This is a genomic window from Corynebacterium imitans, assembly GCF_000739455.1.
GTDB classification, from domain to species: domain Bacteria; phylum Actinomycetota; class Actinomycetes; order Mycobacteriales; family Mycobacteriaceae; genus Corynebacterium; species Corynebacterium imitans.
The window spans coordinates 2,471,949-2,490,312 of sequence record NZ_CP009211.1 but is presented as its reverse complement, the minus strand read 5'-3'; the positions used below and the strand labels follow the sequence as shown (position 1 = coordinate 2,490,312).

Annotated in this window: 17 protein-coding genes; 6 read left to right on the top strand and 11 right to left on the bottom strand. The window is 57.5% G+C overall.

The window, feature by feature from the left end; all coding sequences use genetic code 11:
* Positions 1–8 precede the first annotated feature (8 nt).
* Together CIMIT_RS11620 and CIMIT_RS11615 are read right to left on the bottom strand one after the other, a co-directional pair.
* The gene (locus tag CIMIT_RS11620; protein WP_038593301.1) at positions 9–800 is read right to left on the bottom strand and encodes an SDR family oxidoreductase; all 792 of its coding nucleotides are present in this window, start codon (positions 798–800) and stop codon (positions 9–11) included.
* A 150-nt stretch (positions 801–950) separates the two neighbouring features.
* Positions 951–1,697, bottom strand: a complete 747-nt coding sequence (locus CIMIT_RS11615; protein ID WP_038593298.1) for an IclR family transcriptional regulator — start codon at positions 1,695–1,697, stop codon at positions 951–953.
* A gap of 197 nt (positions 1,698–1,894) precedes the next feature.
* On the opposite strand from CIMIT_RS11615, the gene CIMIT_RS11610 reads away from it, so the two are divergent.
* The 4 genes from CIMIT_RS11610 to CIMIT_RS11595 are packed head-to-tail and all read left to right on the top strand — an operon-like array spanning position 1,895 to position 5,978.
* Positions 1,895–3,193: an enolase C-terminal domain-like protein gene (locus tag CIMIT_RS11610; protein ID WP_038593295.1), complete on the top strand. Its 1,299-nt coding sequence runs from the start codon at positions 1,895–1,897 to the stop codon at positions 3,191–3,193.
* On the top strand, positions 3,186–4,517 hold the full coding sequence (fucP, locus tag CIMIT_RS11605) for an L-fucose:H+ symporter permease (RefSeq protein WP_051904988.1): 1,332 nt from the start codon (positions 3,186–3,188) through the stop codon (positions 4,515–4,517). Before CIMIT_RS11610 ends, fucP begins: the two co-directional genes overlap by 8 nt.
* Positions 4,510–4,953 carry an RbsD/FucU family protein gene (locus tag CIMIT_RS11600; protein ID WP_038593292.1) on the top strand — a complete coding sequence of 148 codons (444 nt, stop codon included), beginning with the start codon at positions 4,510–4,512 and terminating at the stop codon, positions 4,951–4,953. Before fucP ends, CIMIT_RS11600 begins: the two co-directional genes overlap by 8 nt.
* Before the next feature lie 2 nt (positions 4,954–4,955).
* On the top strand, positions 4,956–5,978 hold the full coding sequence (locus CIMIT_RS11595) for a bile acid:sodium symporter family protein (protein ID WP_083316937.1): 1,023 nt from the start codon (positions 4,956–4,958) through the stop codon (positions 5,976–5,978).
* A gap of 100 nt (positions 5,979–6,078) precedes the next feature.
* Here the strand turns inward: CIMIT_RS11595 and CIMIT_RS11590 are convergent, their stop codons facing one another.
* The 5 genes from CIMIT_RS11590 to CIMIT_RS12495 all read right to left on the bottom strand — a co-directional run bounded on the left by CIMIT_RS11590 (position 6,079) and on the right by CIMIT_RS12495 (position 11,097).
* Positions 6,079–6,966 (bottom strand): 3-hydroxyacyl-CoA dehydrogenase NAD-binding domain-containing protein, encoded by an 888-nt coding sequence (locus CIMIT_RS11590; RefSeq protein ID WP_051904986.1) that lies wholly within the window; start codon positions 6,964–6,966, stop codon positions 6,079–6,081.
* Between the two features lie 87 nt (positions 6,967–7,053).
* A complete protein-coding gene (locus CIMIT_RS11585; RefSeq protein ID WP_038593289.1) occupies positions 7,054–7,482 on the bottom strand; it encodes a Zn-ribbon domain-containing OB-fold protein in 429 nt (142 codons plus the stop codon).
* Positions 7,483–7,509: 27 nt separating this feature from the next.
* Positions 7,510–8,667 carry a thiolase C-terminal domain-containing protein gene (locus tag CIMIT_RS11580; RefSeq protein ID WP_038593274.1) on the bottom strand — a complete coding sequence of 386 codons (1,158 nt, stop codon included), beginning with the start codon at positions 8,665–8,667 and terminating at the stop codon, positions 7,510–7,512.
* Between the two features lie 4 nt (positions 8,668–8,671).
* Positions 8,672–9,766, bottom strand: coding sequence for a CoA transferase (locus tag CIMIT_RS11575; RefSeq protein ID WP_038593272.1), 1,095 nt, complete (start codon positions 9,764–9,766; stop codon positions 8,672–8,674).
* Positions 9,767–9,780: 14 nt separating this feature from the next.
* On the bottom strand, positions 9,781–11,097 hold the full coding sequence (locus tag CIMIT_RS12495) for a CaiB/BaiF CoA transferase family protein (RefSeq protein ID WP_157727824.1): 1,317 nt from the start codon (positions 11,095–11,097) through the stop codon (positions 9,781–9,783).
* A 267-nt stretch (positions 11,098–11,364) separates the two neighbouring features.
* On the opposite strand from CIMIT_RS12495, the gene mgtE reads away from it, so the two are divergent.
* Positions 11,365–12,705, top strand: a complete 1,341-nt coding sequence (gene mgtE, locus CIMIT_RS11565; protein WP_038593266.1) for a magnesium transporter — start codon at positions 11,365–11,367, stop codon at positions 12,703–12,705.
* Here the strand turns inward: mgtE and CIMIT_RS11560 are convergent.
* From CIMIT_RS11560 to CIMIT_RS11545, 4 genes are all read right to left on the bottom strand, one after another.
* Positions 12,702–13,469, bottom strand: coding sequence for an IclR family transcriptional regulator (locus tag CIMIT_RS11560; protein ID WP_158407430.1), 768 nt, complete (start codon positions 13,467–13,469; stop codon positions 12,702–12,704). The two genes, mgtE and CIMIT_RS11560, sit on opposite strands and share 4 nt — an antisense overlap.
* Positions 13,470–13,544: 75 nt before the next feature.
* Positions 13,545–14,588 (bottom strand): 4-hydroxy-2-oxovalerate aldolase, encoded by a 1,044-nt coding sequence (gene dmpG / locus CIMIT_RS11555; RefSeq protein WP_051904985.1) that lies wholly within the window; start codon positions 14,586–14,588, stop codon positions 13,545–13,547.
* Between the two features lie 5 nt (positions 14,589–14,593).
* Positions 14,594–15,541, bottom strand: coding sequence for an acetaldehyde dehydrogenase (acetylating) (locus CIMIT_RS11550; protein ID WP_169713239.1), 948 nt, complete (start codon positions 15,539–15,541; stop codon positions 14,594–14,596).
* 45 nt (positions 15,542–15,586) lie between these two features.
* Positions 15,587–16,384 (bottom strand): 2-keto-4-pentenoate hydratase, encoded by a 798-nt coding sequence (locus CIMIT_RS11545; protein ID WP_038593257.1) that lies wholly within the window; start codon positions 16,382–16,384, stop codon positions 15,587–15,589.
* 242 nt (positions 16,385–16,626) lie between these two features.
* Between CIMIT_RS11545 and mhpA the strand changes: the two genes are divergently transcribed.
* Complete coding sequence (gene mhpA, locus CIMIT_RS11540; protein WP_038593254.1) at positions 16,627–18,354, top strand: bifunctional 3-(3-hydroxy-phenyl)propionate/3-hydroxycinnamic acid hydroxylase MhpA; 1,728 nt, start codon at positions 16,627–16,629, stop codon at positions 18,352–18,354.
* Positions 18,355–18,364: the final 10 nt, after the last annotated feature.

Below are 18,364 nucleotides of genomic sequence, written 5' to 3'. Positions count from 1 at the left end.
CGATCTCCCTATTGCTGTAGGGCACGGTCTAGGTGAACATACCCGCCATCGACATGAATCCATTGGCCGGTTGTGTGCGACGAACGCGGTGAGAGCACGAAGACTGCAGTGTCAGCAATCTCCTCCACAGAAGTCATCCGCGCTCCGAGCGGGATATTCTGGGTGATCTCGTTGAGTCGCGCTCTTTGGGCGTCTTCGTCGCCAAAGCTAGTGATCCATTTCTCATAGAGCGGTGTCCAGGCTTCAGCGACAATGATCGCATTGCTTCGCACATTATCCTTTGCAAGTGCAGCTGCCCATTCTCGAGTTAAGCCCAGGATGGCACCTTTAGCAGCCGCATATGCGGAAGTATGGCCCTGTCCGGTTAGCGCAGTCTTGGATCCAATGTTCAGAATCGAGCCTGAAGATTTCTTCAAATGGGGAAGAGCAGCTCGCACCAGCTCGTAATAATGAGACAAATTTGCGTGCAGCGACTCCTCGAACTGCTCCCATGGCGTGTCTTCTAGGCCCAGGTTGTCATTCGCGCCGGCATTATTTACCACTCCATATAGGGAACCGTATTTGCCGATGACTTCATCAACGACACCTTGGATTTTGTCGGTGTCGCGGAGATCAATGGTGAAGTACGAAAAATCTTCACATGCAGCGCGGAGAGCGGACTCGAAGTCCTCATCAATTGGATTCCTGTCTATAACTACGGGAATTGCACCTTCCTTGGCTAAGGAAAGAACGATGCCTTTGCCAATTCCCTTCTTGCCGCCAGTAACAGCGACTACCTTTCGGTCTAGGTTGAGCTCCATTTACTCGTTACCTCCGGTAAGCAAAGTTGACGCCACATGGAACCTAGTTCCATGTGGCGTCAACTTTAGCGTAGATCTACGTGATGTAAACCCCTTTTAAAAAAATAAGTGATTTATGCCCAAGAATAGAGCTAGGTTTTGCGGAGCGGGCTATGAAGCGCCGATAGCGTGAGATACTCCGTCTGCAGCCTCCAAGACGAGTGATGCGTATTCCTCAAGGTCGGCGATGCTTTTTTCCATCGCCAAGGCTGTCATCGAGATTGCGTATTTGACATGTCCGTCTCGTGCTTTAACCGGGGCCCCAATGCAGCGGATTCCAGGGACATTTTCTTCGTTATCGAAGCAGTATCCCTTGCTCTTTATGCACTTAAGCTCTTGCTGTAGCTCTGCGAGCGAGGTAATTGAATTCGGCGTCCTTGCCGGTAAACCGGCAGCTACTGCTACTTCTGCGACATCGTCCGTGGGTAGAAAAGCGAGTATCGACTTTCCGATCGCAGTGGTATGCAGCATCAGAGATTGTCCAACACCTGAGGGGATATGATACGGTGCCACTCCCTCAATCTTGGAAAGGTAAATCGCTTCGGTTTTTACTAACCCGCCAAGGTGCACCGTAAGGCCCGTGCGGTCCACTAGGCGTCGTAGGTGCGGTTCGGCAGCTTGGGAGATGTCGATACTGTTGAGCGCCGTGCCACCTAGCTTTAGCAAGGCGGGACCAGGGAAATAATCGCCGACTTCGCTTTGTCCGATGTACTCGTAGTCCAGGAGCGTTTGGATTAGGCGGTGCACGGTGGCCTTCGGCAAGCCGGTGGCATTTACTACATCGGTAAATCGTGGATGCGCGATGGCTGCTTCGAGGACGATAAGTGTCTTATCAGCTGCGGTCAGAGATTTATTCACATCTGCAAGTGTACAAAATGCGCAGGTAGTGGCGAATTTGGGAACGTGATTTGGGAACGTGATGCCATAAAACAATATGTGGCATGAATTACCCCTTGCGTATTGGCGTGATCGGTACTACATTCTCCATAACGACAGAACAATGTTCTGCCGTATGGAACTAGTGCGTTGTCAAAACCACACGGAGGCCTCGTTCGATGAGTCGCATTACTGACCTAAAGACGTATGATTTCAGATTTCCGACTTCGGCAACTCTTTCGGGATCTGACGCTATGAATCCAGATCCGGACTACTCATCCGCATATTTGGAATTGCACACAGACGCGGGAGAAGTAGGTGTCGGATTCGTCTTTTCCATTGGAAGGGGCAACGACATCATTGTCAAAGCTATTGACACACTGGCTGAGCGGTTTCTAGGCAAGGAGATCGAGCCATACCTGGAGAATATGGGCAGTGCTTGGAAGGAACTTGTTTATGATTCTCAAATCCGCTGGTTGGGGCCGGAAAAAGGTGTTGCCCACATGGCGATTGGTGCGATACTCTCCGCCTTTTGGGATCTGAAGGCAAAAAGGGCAAACAAGCCATTGTGGCTGCTTCTGGCAGAAATGGAGCCAGAAGAGCTAGTGGAAACGCTGGATTTCCGTTACCTCTCCGATGCTCTTACTCCTGAGGAGGCCTTGGAAATCCTGCGGCAAGGCCAAGAAGGCAAGGAGACTCGAATTCAGCAGCTGCTCGAGGAAGGTTATCCAGGGTATTCGACCGCCGCTGGGTGGCTCGGGTACAGCGACGAAAAGATGCTCAGTCTTGCTAAGCGGGAAACGGAGGAAATGGGATTCTCGCTTATCAAGCTCAAAGTCGGTCAGAACCTGGACGACGACCTTCGTCGCTTGTCCTTGGTGCGTAAGGCCATCGATCCCAGCGTAGAACTCGCCGTCGATGCCAATCAGGTTTGGGATGTTCCCGAAGCCATTGAGTGGATCAATAAGTTCCACGAGTTTGACTTGACATGGGTCGAAGAACCTACGAGTCCAGATGACGTGCTCGGTCATGCCACCATCGCTAAGGCTATTGCGCCGATCCCTGTAGCGACAGGAGAGCAGATGCAAAGCAGAATTCTCTATAAACAGTTTCTTCAGGCAGAGGCGTTTGGGGTCATGCAAGTTGATGCAGCACGAGTTGCCGGCCCGCAGGAGCTGATTGTTCAGTATCTCTTGGCGAAAAAGTTCGATACGCCTGTCTGCCCTCACGCTGGTGGTGTTGGGCTCTGCGAGGCAGTTCAGCACTTCGCAATGTTTGATTTTGTTGCCATCTCCGGCACAAGAGAGAACCGAATGATCGAGTACGTCGATAACCAACATGAGCACTTTATTGACCCGGTGGTAATCAAAAACGGCAACTACGTCGCACCGCGCTCGCCGGGAAATAGTTGTCAGATGAAATTGGAAGCAGTCAAGCAGTATGAGTTCTCTGGACAGAAGGGTGACGGAAATGTCTGATGTAACTTCAAATAAATCGGATCAAGATGGTGCGAGCGGCGGTTTTGTCTATCCCGGCCTACTTCTACCCTTTGCCCTGATTGTTGCGTGTTTTGCGGCTTGGGGAATATCCACTGACCTCACTGCGCCGATGGTCAACGTTTTCAGCTCAGTGTTCGACATGAGTGCATTTCAGGCAGCGTTGGTGCAATTTGCCTACTTCGGTGCGTACTTCCTCCTGGCGATTCCTGCTGCAATCATTAACTCCAAGTTTGGTTTCAAAGGTGGCGTAGTTATTGGAATGTCACTAGCCGCAGCCGGCGCCTTCCTGTTCTTTCCCGCAGCGGAACTAATGACATTTGGTACGTTCCTGCTTGCTCTATTTGTCTTGGCAGGCGGTCTATCGATTGTTGAAACCTCAGCGAACCCTTTTGTAATGTCGCTTGGACCAGAGCACAATGCAACGCGTCGATTGAACTTTGCACAAGCATTTAATCCAATCGGTTCGAACATTGGCGTCCTAATGGCAACACTCTTGGTCGCCCCTCATATCTCCGAGGCTGTGACGAAGCAGGGGATGAGCGAGGAGGAGTTGCTTGCTCAAACCTCCAGCGAGCTCGAAAAAGTGATGGTCCCGTACATCATTCTCGGCATTCTGTATTTGAGCCTCGCGATAGCGATCGCTGTGGTCAAAATCCCTAAAAACCAGCGAATGGAGGAGACCGATTTCTCAGGAGTTGAGCCTGGGGTCTTCGGACGCTTGATCCGGAATAAGACGTACAGTTTTGGCGTTGTCGCACAGTTCTTCAATATCGCAGCGCAGACCTGTATTTGGACGTTCTTGCCATTTTATGTGCAATACACGCTGGGAGCTTCAAAATCAGAGGCAGGCTGGTGGCTGCAGTTATCGCTGATCTCCTTCTTGCTCATGCGATTTGTGATGGTGTGGCTCATGGGCAAGTTTGACGGCCGTTTGCTTTTGACCATTATGTGCGGCGCTGGGGTGGTGTTCTCCCTGGTTGGAGTTCTCCTAGGGAATGTCGTCGGTGCCCTCTGTATTGCAGCACTCTCTGGATGCATCTCGCTTCTTTTCCCGACAATTTACGGAGTTGCTCTTACCGGTGTCGGCAAAGACACCAAGTTTGCATCCTCGGGCTTGGTTATGGCCATCGTGGGCGGTGCCATTGCACCTTTGGTCCATGGACGCTTGCAAGACGCTACAAACCCGCAGTTTGCTTTCGTTTTTGTCTTGGTCTGCTTCTTGATTGTCGGCGCTTTCGGAGTCTATTCGATGCGCCACGGCGTCGATCTACAGGCCCAGGAAAAGGAGTCTACCGATGCTTAAGGGGATTCCACCGATCTTGTCTCCTGACCTTTTGAAGGTATTGGCAGAGATGGGGCATGGTGACGAGATAACCATTGCGGACGCTCACTACCCGCTTTCGGGAGCGGGTGGCCAGATCATTCGAGCGGATGGGCATCGGATATGCGACCTTCTAGAGGCTGTCATGAAGTACTTTCCTCTGGATCGCTATCACGAATGGCAGTATGCGTTGATGGAGCCCGTTGCGGGAGACACAGCCCCGGATATTTGGCAGGCGTATGGCGAGATAATTGGTAGGCATGAACCTGCAGAGGCAACCTTACTAGAGCGATTTGAGTTTTACGGACGCGCTAGTCACTCTCATACGACGATCATGACCAGTGAGACTGCGCAATATGCAAACATCATCCTGAAAAAAGGAGTGATCGTGAACTCCTCTGAAGTGGGAGGGAACTGACTATGACCCCGCAGGAGAGAACAGCATCCGGCCGCTTGCATGAGAAGAGCCGAACGCGAAGCGTGACAAACACCGAACCCGGAAAACAACAAAGTACAAGCACATCCATCGCCGTAATTGGCTTTCCTCTGATGATCGTCGTCTTCGGGGCGATCGGAGTCATATGGCCCAATTCAGTGAGTCCCGTAGCTCCGCACATCCCTGAGCTGTTAGGGGTTGTGATGTTCCTGATGGGACTGTCACTGAAAGTGGAAGATCTAAGAGTTCTAAAGTCTGCTCCGTATTCAGTACTTATTGCGGTGGTAGCTCAGTATTTGATCATGCCGCTGCTTGGCTATGCCATCGCGATATGTCTGAATCTCGAGCCATTACTGGTAGCAGGATTAGTGGTGCTGGGCTCTGTACCTGGAGGGGCATCATCCAATATTGTCGCATATTTGGCTGGCGGAAATGTGGCGCTGTCGGTCGCGGCAACGTCTGTGTCTACGATCCTGGCTCCGTTGCTGAGCCCCGTCCTTGTGCTGTGGCTTGTTGGTAGTCGTGTCGAGGTAGATGCAGGGGCGATGGTCACTCAGATTCTGAAGATGGTCCTTGTCCCTGTGTTTCTTGGAGTAGTGGTTCAACTGGTGTTACGCCAGGTTGTGGAAAGACTTGCTCCGGTTGTTCCTTGGTTATCAGCTGCAGCTCTTGCTGTAGTTATTGCCGGCATTATGTCCGGCTCCTCCGACACGATTCTTCAATCCGGTTTGATCGTGGTGATTGCGGTAATGATCCACAACGCATTGGGTTTTTGTCTTGGCTTCCTCGCCGCGAAACTGGCAGGGTTACAGGAGCGTGAACGACGCTCAATTGCGATTGAAGTTGGCATGCAGAATGCTGGTTTAGCAGCGACCTTATCGAGCCTGTCGTTTGGCCCGTTGGCTGCTCTTCCGGCTGCCGTTGCTACGATTTGGCACAACATTGCAGGGGCAATATTTGCGTCTTTCTTGCTTAAGTTCCGTGACCAAGACGGCTCAAAGGTCTAATTAACGTGACCCTGAAGTCAGAGCGGACCTCAGGCTCTGCTCTGGACAGACAACCAGAGAGTGTCTGCCCAGCGCTTGTTGTCCCTTTCGTGCGGTTTAACTACCGCTCCTCGAGCGCTTTCGCCACGCGCTCGAGGTACTCGTCGCGGTGGGCGAGGGACTCCGGCGACGCGGTTTCACCGAAGTCTTTGGCAACCTTCGCCGCCGCGGCCTTAGCCTCCTCACCGGTGTAGTCGATCGCTGGAATGTCTGGGATGTCCTGGAAAGACGGCTTCACAAACTCGAGCGTTGCCGCGAACCCGCGTGGTGTGGTCTGGTTCAACGCCTCGAGCGGGCCGACCACGGACCACCGGATGCCCAGCGAGTTCTTCATCGCCGCGTCAATGTCTGCTGCAGATGCAATTCCCTCGTTGAGCAAGTAGACGGCTTCATCCAGCACACGCTTCTGGAGGCGGTTGGCAATGTAGCCCTCAATCTCCCGGTTGAGCGTGACAGGCACTTTGCCCAACTTCTCGTAGAAGGCCCGGACGGTGTCCATGGACTCCTTTGCGGTGCGCTCGCCCGGGACCAGCTCGATCAGCGGGAGCAGGCGCGGCGGGTTGAAGGGGTGCGCGATGAGCAGCCGAGATGCTTGCTCGTCGGGAAGATCCTGAGCGATATCGGTCGGCAGCAGGGCAGAGGAAGACGACGCGACGAGCGCCTCCGGATTCGCGGCGAAAATCTCGCCGACCATCTGTTGCTTGAAGTCCAGGCGCTCCGGCCCGTTCTCCTGTACGAGGAACGCGCCCTCGACGGCTTCTGCGACAGAGTCCGCCTTGGTGATGGCGGGGGAGTCCTCGCCAAGACGGGCGTTGGTAGCGGCGATCAACTCATCGATGTCGTCGCGAATGTCGGTGACTTTGACGGAATATCCGTGCTCGGCGTACAGCTGGGCGAAGGACTCGCCGATCGTGCCGTAGCCGATGACTGCAATGGTGTTGGTGTCCATAAAAGTATTGTTGCACCACTTTGGCACCGCTGCAGGGGGAGAGCGTCCCGTCGCCAAGCGGGCTAGCGCCCCCCAACGGTCAAAACGCTAGGAAACAGCCTGGAATGCTGGGCTGCATCCAGCGACTGCAAGCTCGTCCCACGCTGCTTCAACAGGAAGCCCACAGTGGATGTCTTCCGGATCGCCGAGGAATCTACCGGTGATATGAATTTCACCGAGCTTGACGATCACGACCCCGTAGGGCAGTTTATCGGCGTGGTAGCGGTCGAAAGCCCTGTACATAACGGAGAACGAATACACTTCACCCGAGGTTGGCAACTCGTGCCATTCGAAATCCGTACCTTGACAGTGGAAGCAGAATGTTTGTGGTGGCCACTGCCATGTGCCGCACTGCGCACATCGACGGGTCCACAGTGTCTTCTGCTTCAAGCCGTCGAAGAACTTCTCGTACAGGGGGTCAGACGCGGCTTGCGGCATGGGCATCAGGTCCGAAGCATCAGTCAATTCTTGTGTCATGTCTGTCTCTCCTAAGGTTCCTAGTTTTTAGTTTTTCGCCAGCACGAGCGCGGATCCGTCACCAAAATCGCCGTAGCCAGTGACCAGTCCAACTTCAGCGTTTTCCACTTGTCGCTCACCGCAGTCGCCCCTGAGTTGGCGGACCGCCTCAACGATGTGGTTCATTCCTGCGACGTGGGCTTCAGAGAGAAGACCACCGTGGGTATTAACGGGTAATTCTCCGCCGAGACCGATACGGCCATCTGCTACAAAGTCGGGCGATTCGCCGCGTTCGCAGAAGCCAAGCTCTTCTAGTTGCCGGAGCACGATGAAGGTGAAACAGTCATACAACTGTGCAAAGTCAATATCATCCGTTGTCACACCGGCAAGCTCCAAAGCACGTGGCCCGGCTTTGGTGATCCCCATGTTCAAGATGTCTCGTCGGCCGAGAATATCGTCGGGGTAATTGGCATGCCCCTCAGTTGAGGAGAGGATCGAAACTCCCTTGTCGTGGTTGCTGCTGCGGCTTACGAGGACTGCGGCGGCACCGTCTGTTTCTAGTGAAATGTCGAAGAGATGAAACGGCTTCACAAGAGTCTTGGATGAGTCGTAGTCCTCTTCGGTCAGAGTTCGAGAGTGGAAGTATGCAGCTGGGTTGAGGTTAGCGTGACGTCGCGTAGTGAGGGAGACGGTTCGCATTCCGGCAGGGTCGATGTTGTATTCATGCATCCAGCGATTCGCGTGGAAGCTGTACCACTGCATCGGCGCAAAGATGCCAAGCGGCATTTCCAAGTTTTGCCGGATTTTTAGTCCTGGAACGTAAATTGCGGACTCGGTCTGGTCAGCGGAGCTGAAGCTGTGCTTGCCCGAGTAGGCGTTCCACCCCAACGTCACCAAAACATTGTCTGCCATTCCGCAGGTGACAGCAGCTGCTGCCTGACCTACTGCGGCGGCAGCCGAAGCGCCTCCGATATGAACGTGGGAATGGTAGCGGAGATCAGTGATCCCGAGAGCGTTAATGAAGTCTTCGTTCGAAGGGATATCGTTCCAGGCCATCACGATTCCGTCGACCGCGCTTGGCTCAAGACCCGCGTCCTTACATGCCTCAAGAGCGGCGTGAATAACCTGTTCGGACTCGGTATTCTCCGTACCGCGCGTGTATGCAGTCTGACCGACCCCGACGATTTCAGCTTTGAATTGATTCATCTTGCTATTTCTCCTTGTCATCGGATTCGGCGTGTGAGCCTTGTGAGCTCTGAATCAGAAATGGTGATCTGGCACGACGAATGCCATCAATTTCTTCGATCGTTGTGCGTGCATCTGTGAAGTGTGAGTCTTGGATGCACTCATCTGCCGTATTGATGGGAGCCCAGGGGAGTCGTCTGCGTTGTCCTTCGGTGAAAAGCCAACCAGTGTTTCTATTGCGGACAAGCTCAGAGAACTGGTCCACCATCTCCGGCTGGTGCTGGTTTCTGTAGGACTCCTCGGCTAAGTCATCGGATTCAACGACTGAAGCGAACCCTTCATCGCGCATCCACTGGCGGAACGTAGCATAACGCTTGTCATCCACATACAGCGGAAGCGCAAGGAAGAACTTGCCGTCGGCGGCTTTGTGCTGCCACTTTGCAGTTTTTACGGGCATAGCGTGGCGACCTGTGTGGCGTTCAACCTCGCGGCCGGTGTAATCCCAGTAAGGAATAGCCATTTCGGTGGAGACTGAGAGCGCGTGCTGCACGGAGATGTCGAGCGGTTCGGCGACAGCGTCGTCATTTGCTTGGAGTTTTGACAACTGGGCGAGGATTGCGATGGTTGCCAGCATTCCGGCGACATGGTTCGCCTGCCCTCCCGTTGGTGCAACGGGCATGCCCGCTTCCTCTCCGTCGTCGTATCCGCACGAACCGAGGAAACCGCCCGCTGCAAGCAGCGTCAGATCGGAGGCAGGTCGTCCCGCCCAGGGGCCCGTCATTCCGTACGGAGTGATAGTCGCAATCACTTGCCGCGGGTTCTGTTGATGCGCTTCCTTGATGGCTTCCGCATTAAGCACTGGCCACCCCTGACCCGAAGTTGGCGAGTTGATGATGACATCAGCACTTGCGATGCGGGAAGGTTTGGCCTCGCCGTGCTCAATTGCTATGTCGGCGAGATAGTGCTTCTCGTGTGCAGCTGGGACATAGGAATCCGTCACGAGTTTGGTGACGCTTGCGCCTAAATCATGGAGGAGCCGAGCGGTGTAACTGCTGAATTGGTCGCCAAGGTAGAGGACCTTGACTCCTTTGAGTGCGCTGCTCAGGTTATTGGGATGCAAGATAAATATCCTTCCTACCAGAGTGAGTTTGCAATCGAGACTTCATGGGGAACACCTTCCGGCCACAGAACCCCATCGCGGTCGAGCTTGTCGAGTGCTTCCTGATCCAAACCCAGAACAGAGGAGAGGATGTCGTGCGTATCCTCACCAAGAACCGGGAATTGATCAGCGAATTGCCACTTTTCGTCTTGGAGCACGAATCTGAAGGGAAGCGACTGGATGCCGTGCTTTCCAAGTCTGGGGTGATTCCGTTCTTCCAAGAGACCGCGGTCCTTAAGCTGTGGGTCACGGTCCACACGGTCAGCGCCTCCTTGCAGTGGGGCGGCTGGAACCCCTTCAGACGCCAAAAGATCGGCGGCCTCGTATTTCGACAGATTGCTCAAATAAGAGGTGAGGTGGTCTTTAAGCGACTGTTGCGCTTCCCCAAGTTCATCAAAGCCTATGTCTGGAAGTTGGGTAAACACACGACGAAGAGACGTCCAGTGGTCATCATTCTCGACCGTGATGGCGACATAATCATTGGGTCCGCCTCCCTTGGTGGGGAAAATGTCGCTCACCGGAGACTGGTCGCCACGAAACCCGACATCCTCGCCAGACGGATCCGTACTTGTATTACCGCCTGGGTAGCCACGCGGCGGGCGTGTGCCGTGAGAAAGAAACTCACTCAACATCGGTCCGACAAGAGCGAGGCCGGTTTCAACCTGTGAAAGGTCGACGTGCTGGCCAACTCCGGTCTCGCGGGCTTGGAGGATTGCTGCCTCTGCCGCGATTGCACCCATATAGCCAGCACACACATCAAGATAGGAGTACCCCCATCCGGCGGGATCCCGACCTGGGACACCGACTGCGGCTGTCATACCGCTCATCGCCTGGGCGGTAGGGCCCCAAGTGTTCTTGTCCGCATGTGGCCCGGAGTGACCAAATCCGGAGACTGAAACATAAACGATTTGTGGGTTGATCTCCCGCATGGTGTCGAACCCGAGTCCCCAGCGTTCCATGACGCTCGCAGAAAACGATTCAGTGACAGCATCGACTTGAGCGATGACGTCCTTAACAACCTGCAGACCGTCCGGATCCTTCACGTTGATGGTCAGTGACTTCTTTCCAACATTGAGGTTTGAAAAGAAGGCGCCATTGTTTAGGTTCTTTTCGGCCGTATCGGACCGGTACATGGCAGTGCGCATCGGATCGGGGCCTTTGGGCCATTCGACTTTGAAGATCTGTGCACCCAACCCAGCGAGGTATCGCGTCATCGTGGGCCCGGCGACGCTCCACGTGAAATCGAGAATCTTAACGCCTTCGAGCGGAAGGCTGTTATTGCTGCTTGTCACTCTGTCCCCTTCCGGATCACAAACTAAACGTGAACTAGAACACGTGAAATAAGGGTAGTGGTGTAGATCATTGCTGTCCACCGAATGTGATAGATAGGCAGTTTGGATGTCCTACTTTTGCGGTGTAAACGCTTAGTGGGAGAGTCGGATTGGTACGGCCGCAGCGGGCCCACCTTGCCCCGTCGCCAAGCGAAAAGCCCCTGCTTAGCGCCCACCGTGCTAGAGTCCCGGATGTAATCGAAACGATTGAGAAGGGCTGGTGGTGGCATGCTTGATGTGGCGTATGAGCGTGAAGTAGAGGCGGCGCTGCGAAGTAAGGATGTCGCCGAGCTGTCCAGCCTGCTCGCCGACATCACTCCGAAGGAAGCGTCCCGTCTGATGGCACGCATGGGCCTGCAGCAGCGCGCCTTGTTCTACCGCACGCTGCCGAAGGAAGTGGCGGCAGAAACCTTTGACGAACTCGACCCTGCGGTGCAGGCCGACCTCGTCTCTGGGCTGCGCGTGCCTGGGGTCGCCGAGGTCTTCGAAGGCATGGAGCCCGACGACCGTGCCGAACTTCTCGACGAGCTGCCGGCCTCCGTCGCCTCCCGCATGGTCGCGAACCTGTCGGAGGGGGAGCGGGAGCTGACCGGCATTGTGTTGGGCTACCCGGAAGATTCCATCGGCCGCCGCATGAGTCCGGAGTTGATTATTCTGCGTCCGACGATGCGGGTCGCTTCGGCGATCGCCGAGATCCACAAGCATCTCGACGACGCGGAGTCGATTTACACCCTGCCCGTGGTAGAAGAGGATCGCCGCCTGGCCGGCGTGGTCAGCCTCCGTGATCTCCTGCGCGCCGATGGCCGAGCCGAGGTTTCCACCTTGATGCAGGAACCTGACCTTGCGGTTGCGCACGAGGCGGCGGAGGAAGCGGCGCGTCGTTGCGCGGACCGCAAGCGGCTGGCACTGCCGATCGTGGATACCGAGGACCGGCTCGTTGGTCTGCTCACCGTCGACGATGCGCTGCGCATCCTCGAGGAGGCGGATTCCGAGGACCAGGCTCGCATGGGTGGTTCCGAGCCGCTGCGCCGCCCGTACCTTGCTACTCCGGTACTCGAGATTGTGAAGTCGCGCGTGGTGTGGCTTTTGGTGCTCGCCATTGGTGCGACGCTGACTGTCCAAGTGCTTGAGCGCTTCGAAGATACCCTTGCCACGATGGTCGTACTGTCCCTGTTCGTGCCGCTTCTGATCGGTACCGGCGGTAACACCGGCAACCAGGCCGCCACCACGGTCACGCGTGCGCTTGCGCTTGGCGACGTACGCCCCGGCGACGTACTCAAAATCGTATTCCGCGAGGCGCGAGTAGGTATCTTGCTGGGCGTGCTGCTTGGCAGTCTGGGCTTTCTGATTGCGGGCTTTGTGTACGGGTGGGACATCGGCACCGTCATCGGCCTGACTTTGGTAAGTATCTGTACCGTCGCCGCCACCGTGGGTGGTGTGATGCCGTTGATAGGCAAGAAGCTGGGCATTGACCCGGCCGTGTTTGCTAACCCGTTCATCACCACGCTGGTGGACGCGACCGGCCTGATTATTTACTTCCTCATCGCCAAGTCGGTGCTGGGGATCTAGATCTTCAGCGCCCGCGACGCTGCGGCGCAGACCGATTCCAACACGCCGGCGTACTCGGCGTGGTTGAATTTCCCAGCCTGACCAGAGATAGACAGCGCAGCTACAGTGCTTTGCTTGCCGTGGATCGGAGCAGCGATGCAAGTCAGACCGGGACGGATCTCCTCCCGGTCGTAGCCAAAGCCAGTTTCCCTGATCTCCACCAGCTCCTGCTTCAGCTGCTCCGGGGAGGTAATGGTGTGTGGCGTCCAGGGAATCAGGTGACTGTTTAACACCGCGTTTGCCGCATTGGGGTTGTAGGCCAGCAGTACCTTGCCCACTCCCGTGCAATAGGTGGGTGCTCGTCCACCGGCGCGCGACGGGCTGGCCAACGGGTCGCGGCCAGTCAGTTTGTTCAGGTAGAGGACCTCCAGCCCGTTGAGCACCGCGAGGTGCGTGGTCTGCTGCGTGAGCGCGTAGATTTGGCCCAAGAACGGGGTGAGTAGCTCGCGCAGCTCGCGTGAGCGGTTCGTGTCCCGGGGGTTGAGCTGGGATACCAGCCATGGTGCCAGAATGTACTGGTTTTCCACCTGCTCCACAGAGTCCGCGACGAGCAGTTCTTGGAGGATGCGGTGCACCGTGGACTTGGAAAGCTGCGCACGGGATGCAAGCTCGGTGACTCCCACCGCCCCGAGCGGATCCTCTGCCAGGACCTTGAGTATGTCCATCACCTTCGCAGTAGAGCTGCGCTTTTCTCCCAAATCGAGTGCTGGGACTTCCGAAGACATGGGATCCATCTTTCTCATGATAATGGAGCCCACCCTCACTAACTGGGAAAGTGGACTCCTGGTCTACGCGCTGCGTTAGGCGGAGCGCTCCTTCTGCAGCGCCACGGCAACATCGATGATCATGTCTTCCTGACCACCGACGAGCTTGCGGCGACCAACCTCTTCCAGGATCTCCGCAGCCGGAACACCGTAGCGCTCAGCGGCGCGCTCGGCGTGGATGAGGAAGGAGTTGTAGACACCAGCCTTGCCCTGCACGACCGACGGACGGTCCATGATCGGCACGCGCGTCATCAGCGGACGAACGATGTCCTCTGCTGCGTCGAGCAGCTTGTTGGTATCAAGGCCGGTCTCGATATCGAAGCGCTCGAAGACGGCGGCGAGAATCTCAGTGGGGGAGTTACCGGCACCGGCACCCAGTGCGGCGAGCGAGCCGTCGATCTGCTTCGCACCCGCGCGAACAGCCAGCACGGAGTTGGCCACGCCCACGGAAAGGTTCTGGTGGCCGTGGTAACCGACCTGCGCGTCGTCGCCAAGCTCCTGCACCAGCGCATCAACGCGCTCGGAGACCTCCTCCAAGATGAGGTGGCCAGCGGAATCGACGACCATCACGCACTGGCAGCCGCCGTCAGCCATGATGCGAGCCTGCTCAGCCAGCTTCTGCGGGCTTGCCATGTGGGACAGCATGAGGAAGCCAGCGGTCTCCAGGCCGAGGTTGCGGGCGTGCTCGAAGTAGGCCGGGGAGATGTCCGCCTCGGTGCAGTGGGTGGCCACACGCAGCATCTTGATACCGCGTTCCTTGGCCTCGGTGACGTCGTGCAAGGTGGCCAGGCCCGGCAGCGCCAGTGCCGCGATCTTCGCGTTCTTTGCTTCCTCGACGGCCGCAGAGATGAGGTCCATCTCGTTGGTGCCGGAGAAGCCGTAGTTGAAGGTAGAACCGCCCAAGCCATCGCCGTGGGCAACCTCAATCACCTGGACGCCAGCGGCATCGAGCGCGCGCGTGACATCGCGGACCTGCTCAACGGTGAACTGGTGGGTAACTGCGTGGGAGCCGTCGCGAAGCGTGGTGTCGTTGACCCGCACCTTGTACGGAGGCTTGTGCTCAAAAGTGGTGAAGCTCATGGGTCTTAGTTCCCTTCCTTGTTGTTGGAGCCGTCAAGAATCTTCTGTGCCAACAGGTCACCAGTCTTGGTCGCTGCGGAGGTGATGATGTCCAGGTTGCCGGCGAAATCCGGCAGATAGTCGGCAGCACCGCGAACCTGCACCAGCGCAGTCACGCGCGCCATGCCGCCCCAGCGCTCCTGGGCTTCTTCAAACTGCAGGTCAGCCGTGAGCTTGTAGCCGGGCACGTACTGCTGCACGTTTGCCACCATGGCCTCGACGGAAGCAGTAATCTTGTCACGCAGTTCACCAGGCACGGCCGCTTCCGCGGGCACACCGGCGTAGACGGTGTTACGCATCATCACCGGCGGCTCGGCCGGGTTGAGGATGATGATGGCCTTGCCCTTCTTGGCACCACCAACCTCTTCGAGCGCGCGGGACGTGGTCTCCACGAACTCGTCCACGTTGGCGCGGGTGCCGGGGCCAGCCGACTTGGAAGAAATCGAAGCGACGATCTCCGCGTACTCCACGTCAACGACCGAGGAGATAGCGGCAACGATCGGGGTAGTGGCCTGACCACCACAGGTAATCATGTTCACGTTCCACACATCGTCCACCGCATCCAGGTTCACCGGCGGGCAGACGTACGGGCCGACCGCGGCGGGGGTGAGGTCCACGGCGTGGATGCCCGCCTCGCGGTAGCGCGGCGCGTTCGCCGCGTGCGCGCCAGCGGAGGTCGCCTCGAAGACGAAGTCCGGAAGCTCGTCCTTCGGCAGGTCCAGCAGCCAGTCGACGCCCTCGGCAGAGACGGTAAGCCCCTTGTCCGCGGCGCGCTTCAGCCCGTCGGACTCAGGATCGATGCCGATCATGTAGGTGGGGTTGATCAGCTCGCTGCGCTCGAGCAGCTTGATCAGCAGGTCTGAACCGATATTGCCGGAGCCGACGATCGCGGCGGTGAACGGGCGTTCGGTCACTGGGGTGGTCATGTGCGCACTCCTTGGTCTTTAAGGGTTTGGGTATTAGAAGTGAATGGTCAAGGTACCGAGGCTGCCAAAGTCGGCGGTGGCGGAGCTTCCCGCATCCACGGGGGCTGCGCTGGTGATGCTGCCGGGAAGGACCCACTGGCCTGCCGCGAGCACGTCGCCCTGCTCGTGCAGGATGTTCGCCAGCCACGCGACGGCTTCAAGCGGGTCGCCGAGGACGTCCTCGCCCTTGCCGGTGCCGGTCACGGTGCCGTCGATAAGCAGCGAGCACGTGGTTGCATTGAGGGCCTCGATGGCGACCTCGAGCGGTGCCTCGCTGATAGCCACCGCGCCGCACGAGGCGTTATCCGCAATCGTGTCCGGCAGCGTGATGTCCCAGTCCTTGATGCGGCTATCGATGATCTCGATCGCGGCGTGGACGGACTCGATCGCCTCCGCGACGTCGGCGCGCGTCGTGTTGCCGCCGGAAAGCTCCTTGTTCAGCAGAAACGCGAACTCCGGCTCCACCTTCGGCGAGATGAAGGTGTCTGCGGCGATGCGTGCGTCATCGCGGTAGAGCTGAGCCTCGGTGAAGAAACCAAAGTCCGGGGAGTCGACGCCCAGCTGCTTCTGCATCGCCAGGGAAGTCAGTCCGACCTTGCGGCCGACAATCTCGCCCCACTTTTCGGTAAGCGCCGGGATCTGTGCCTTCTGCACGCGGTAGGCATCCGCAATGTCCATGCCCTCGAAGGAATTGCGCAGGGGTGGAATCGGGTTACCGGTTTCATATGCGTCAATGAGCGCGGCCGCAGCCTCGCGGACAGCCTGCTCGTTCTTCTCAGTTGCGTTGCTCATGCCGGAAAGCCTAGGCAGAGCGCGGCACAGCCGGGCAATGTATTCCATGTGGCGGAACACGGCAGGAAATGTGGGCGATTTAAGTGGCGAGGGAGTCGCCTGATGCCCCCATTTGGGGAAATCCGTTCCGCGAGACGGAATTAAGGGTGCGCTAAATCGTGCGTGTGATTGTCTGATGGCAGGCGCAGGCAAAGTGAGGTGACTCACGGGGCGCAACATTGATGGAGAGAAGGGAGCCGCACATGGGTGTAGTGAATGCAGACGTCGATGTATTGGTCATTGGTACCGGTCCCGTCGGTCTTGCTCTGGCAAACCTGCTCGGCATCCGCGGAGTCTCTGTCGCGGTGATGGAGAAGCGTGACCAGCTCATCGACTACCCGCGCGGCGTGGGCCTTGATGATGAGTCCATGCGCACCATCCAGGCGATGGGGCTGGCCAAGGAATTTTTGCCCTACACCATTCCCCACCACATCATGCGGCTTGTCGACGGTGCCGGCAACGTCATCCTCACCAACAACCCGCAAGGCGAGCCCTACGGCTGGCCCCGCAAGTTTGGCTTCCTCCAGCCGCTCGCGGACAAGGCATCCTTCGAGGGCCTGTCCCGCTTCCCGCACGTCACCACCACCTTTGGCCGCGAGCTGGTCAAGATCGAAGAGGTCGCCGGCGGCGTGCGCGCAACCTTCGAGCACGTACGTGGCGAGGAAGGCGAGGAGCGCACCGGCGAGCAAGAGACCATCACCGCGAAGTACCTCGTAGGCTGCGAGGGCGGCCGCTCGTTTACCCGCAAGTGGATGGGCACCGAGTTCGAAGGAAAGTCGCCCTCAACACGCTGGGTCGTCGTCGACGTGAACAACGATCCGCTCGGCGCACCGAACGTCTACCTCGGCGCGGACCCGAACCGTCCCTACGTCTCCATCGGCCTGCCACATGGCGTCCGGCGCTGGGAGTTCATGCTTTTCGACGACGAGCCCACCGAAAAGGTCGAGGACAACGCCTTCATCGAGGAGCTGCTCTCCGAGCACATCCCAGAAGGCACCAAACTGGACGTAATCCGTCGTCGCGTGTTCACCCACCACGGCCGCATGGCGCGCAGCTTCCGCAAGGGCAACGTGCTCATCGCCGGTGATGCGGCCCACCTCATGCCCGTGTGGATGGGGCAGGGCTACAACTCCGGTATCAGGGACGTCACCAACCTGTCGTGGAAGCTCGCGGGCGTCCTGCAGGGCAAGTTCAGCCCCGCACTGCTTGATACCTACGATGTCGAGCGCCGCGACCATGCCAAGGCCATGATCGATTTGTCCATGACCTTCGGCACGGTGATTAAGCCGACTGACAAGAAGGTAGCCTTCGCGCGCGACACGGCGGCGAAGCTGATGAACCTGTCGCCGCGGGTCAAAGAGTACTTCGCGGATATGAAGTTCAAGCCGGTGCCACGCTACGGCCGCGGTGCCGTGGTTGATCAGGCAACGCTCAAGCCTGGCGAGGCGGATCGCTCGAACGACCCGTCGCGTCGCCCGCGGATTATCACCTCGCGTGTTGCGGTGAACAAGATGTCGCCGGTGGGATTGCAGCTTATCCAGCCGAAGGTGGAGTACAACGGCGCGGAAGTGCTGCTCGATGACGCGCTGGGTCTCAACCACGCGATGGTGAGCTGGGGCGTGGACCCGGCCCGGCTGTTTACATCCGAGCAGCTTGCAGAGCTGGCTGCAGCCGAGATCAAACTGGTCTGCGCTGTCAGCCCGACGCAGGTCGAGTGGGCAAAGCAGTACGTGTCGGAAGACACCGAGGTTGTCTCGGATATCACTGGCGCACTCAAGGGCTTCTTTGACACCCGCGCAGTCGGCACCGTGCTGGTCAGGCCCGACCGCTTCGTTGCAGCGGCGATGCTCAATGCCCAGGCGGGTCAAGCATGGGAGGCGTACAAACGTGCAGCGAGCGTCCGCGCATACCCAAAGAGCACGGAAAACTAAGGAAGGATAA

What these genes read in the sequence shown, in the direction of transcription:
- CIMIT_RS11580 (WP_038593274.1), bottom strand. Translation starts at nt 8,667, where the DNA reads ATGAATCAATTCAAAGCTGAAATCGTCGGGGTCGGTCAGACTGCATAC.
- mgtE (WP_038593266.1), top strand. Translation starts at nt 11,365, where the DNA reads ATGCTTGATGTGGCGTATGAGCGTGAAGTAGAGGCGGCGCTGCGAAGT.
- CIMIT_RS11620 (WP_038593301.1), bottom strand. Translation starts at nt 800, where the DNA reads ATGGAGCTCAACCTAGACCGAAAGGTAGTCGCTGTTACTGGCGGCAAG.
- mhpA (WP_038593254.1), top strand. Translation starts at nt 16,627, where the DNA reads ATGGGTGTAGTGAATGCAGACGTCGATGTATTGGTCATTGGTACCGGT.
- dmpG (WP_051904985.1), bottom strand. Translation starts at nt 14,588, where the DNA reads ATGAGCTTCACCACTTTTGAGCACAAGCCTCCGTACAAGGTGCGGGTC.
- CIMIT_RS11595 (WP_083316937.1), top strand. Translation starts at nt 4,956, where the DNA reads ATGACCCCGCAGGAGAGAACAGCATCCGGCCGCTTGCATGAGAAGAGC.
- CIMIT_RS11600 (WP_038593292.1), top strand. Translation starts at nt 4,510, where the DNA reads ATGCTTAAGGGGATTCCACCGATCTTGTCTCCTGACCTTTTGAAGGTA.
- CIMIT_RS11560 (WP_158407430.1), bottom strand. Translation starts at nt 13,469, where the DNA reads ATGTCTTCGGAAGTCCCAGCACTCGATTTGGGAGAAAAGCGCAGCTCT.
- CIMIT_RS11610 (WP_038593295.1), top strand. Translation starts at nt 1,895, where the DNA reads ATGAGTCGCATTACTGACCTAAAGACGTATGATTTCAGATTTCCGACT.
- CIMIT_RS11585 (WP_038593289.1), bottom strand. Translation starts at nt 7,482, where the DNA reads ATGACACAAGAATTGACTGATGCTTCGGACCTGATGCCCATGCCGCAA.
- fucP (WP_051904988.1), top strand. Translation starts at nt 3,186, where the DNA reads ATGTCTGATGTAACTTCAAATAAATCGGATCAAGATGGTGCGAGCGGC.
- CIMIT_RS11590 (WP_051904986.1), bottom strand. Translation starts at nt 6,966, where the DNA reads ATGGACACCAACACCATTGCAGTCATCGGCTACGGCACGATCGGCGAG.
- CIMIT_RS11545 (WP_038593257.1), bottom strand. Translation starts at nt 16,384, where the DNA reads ATGAGCAACGCAACTGAGAAGAACGAGCAGGCTGTCCGCGAGGCTGCG.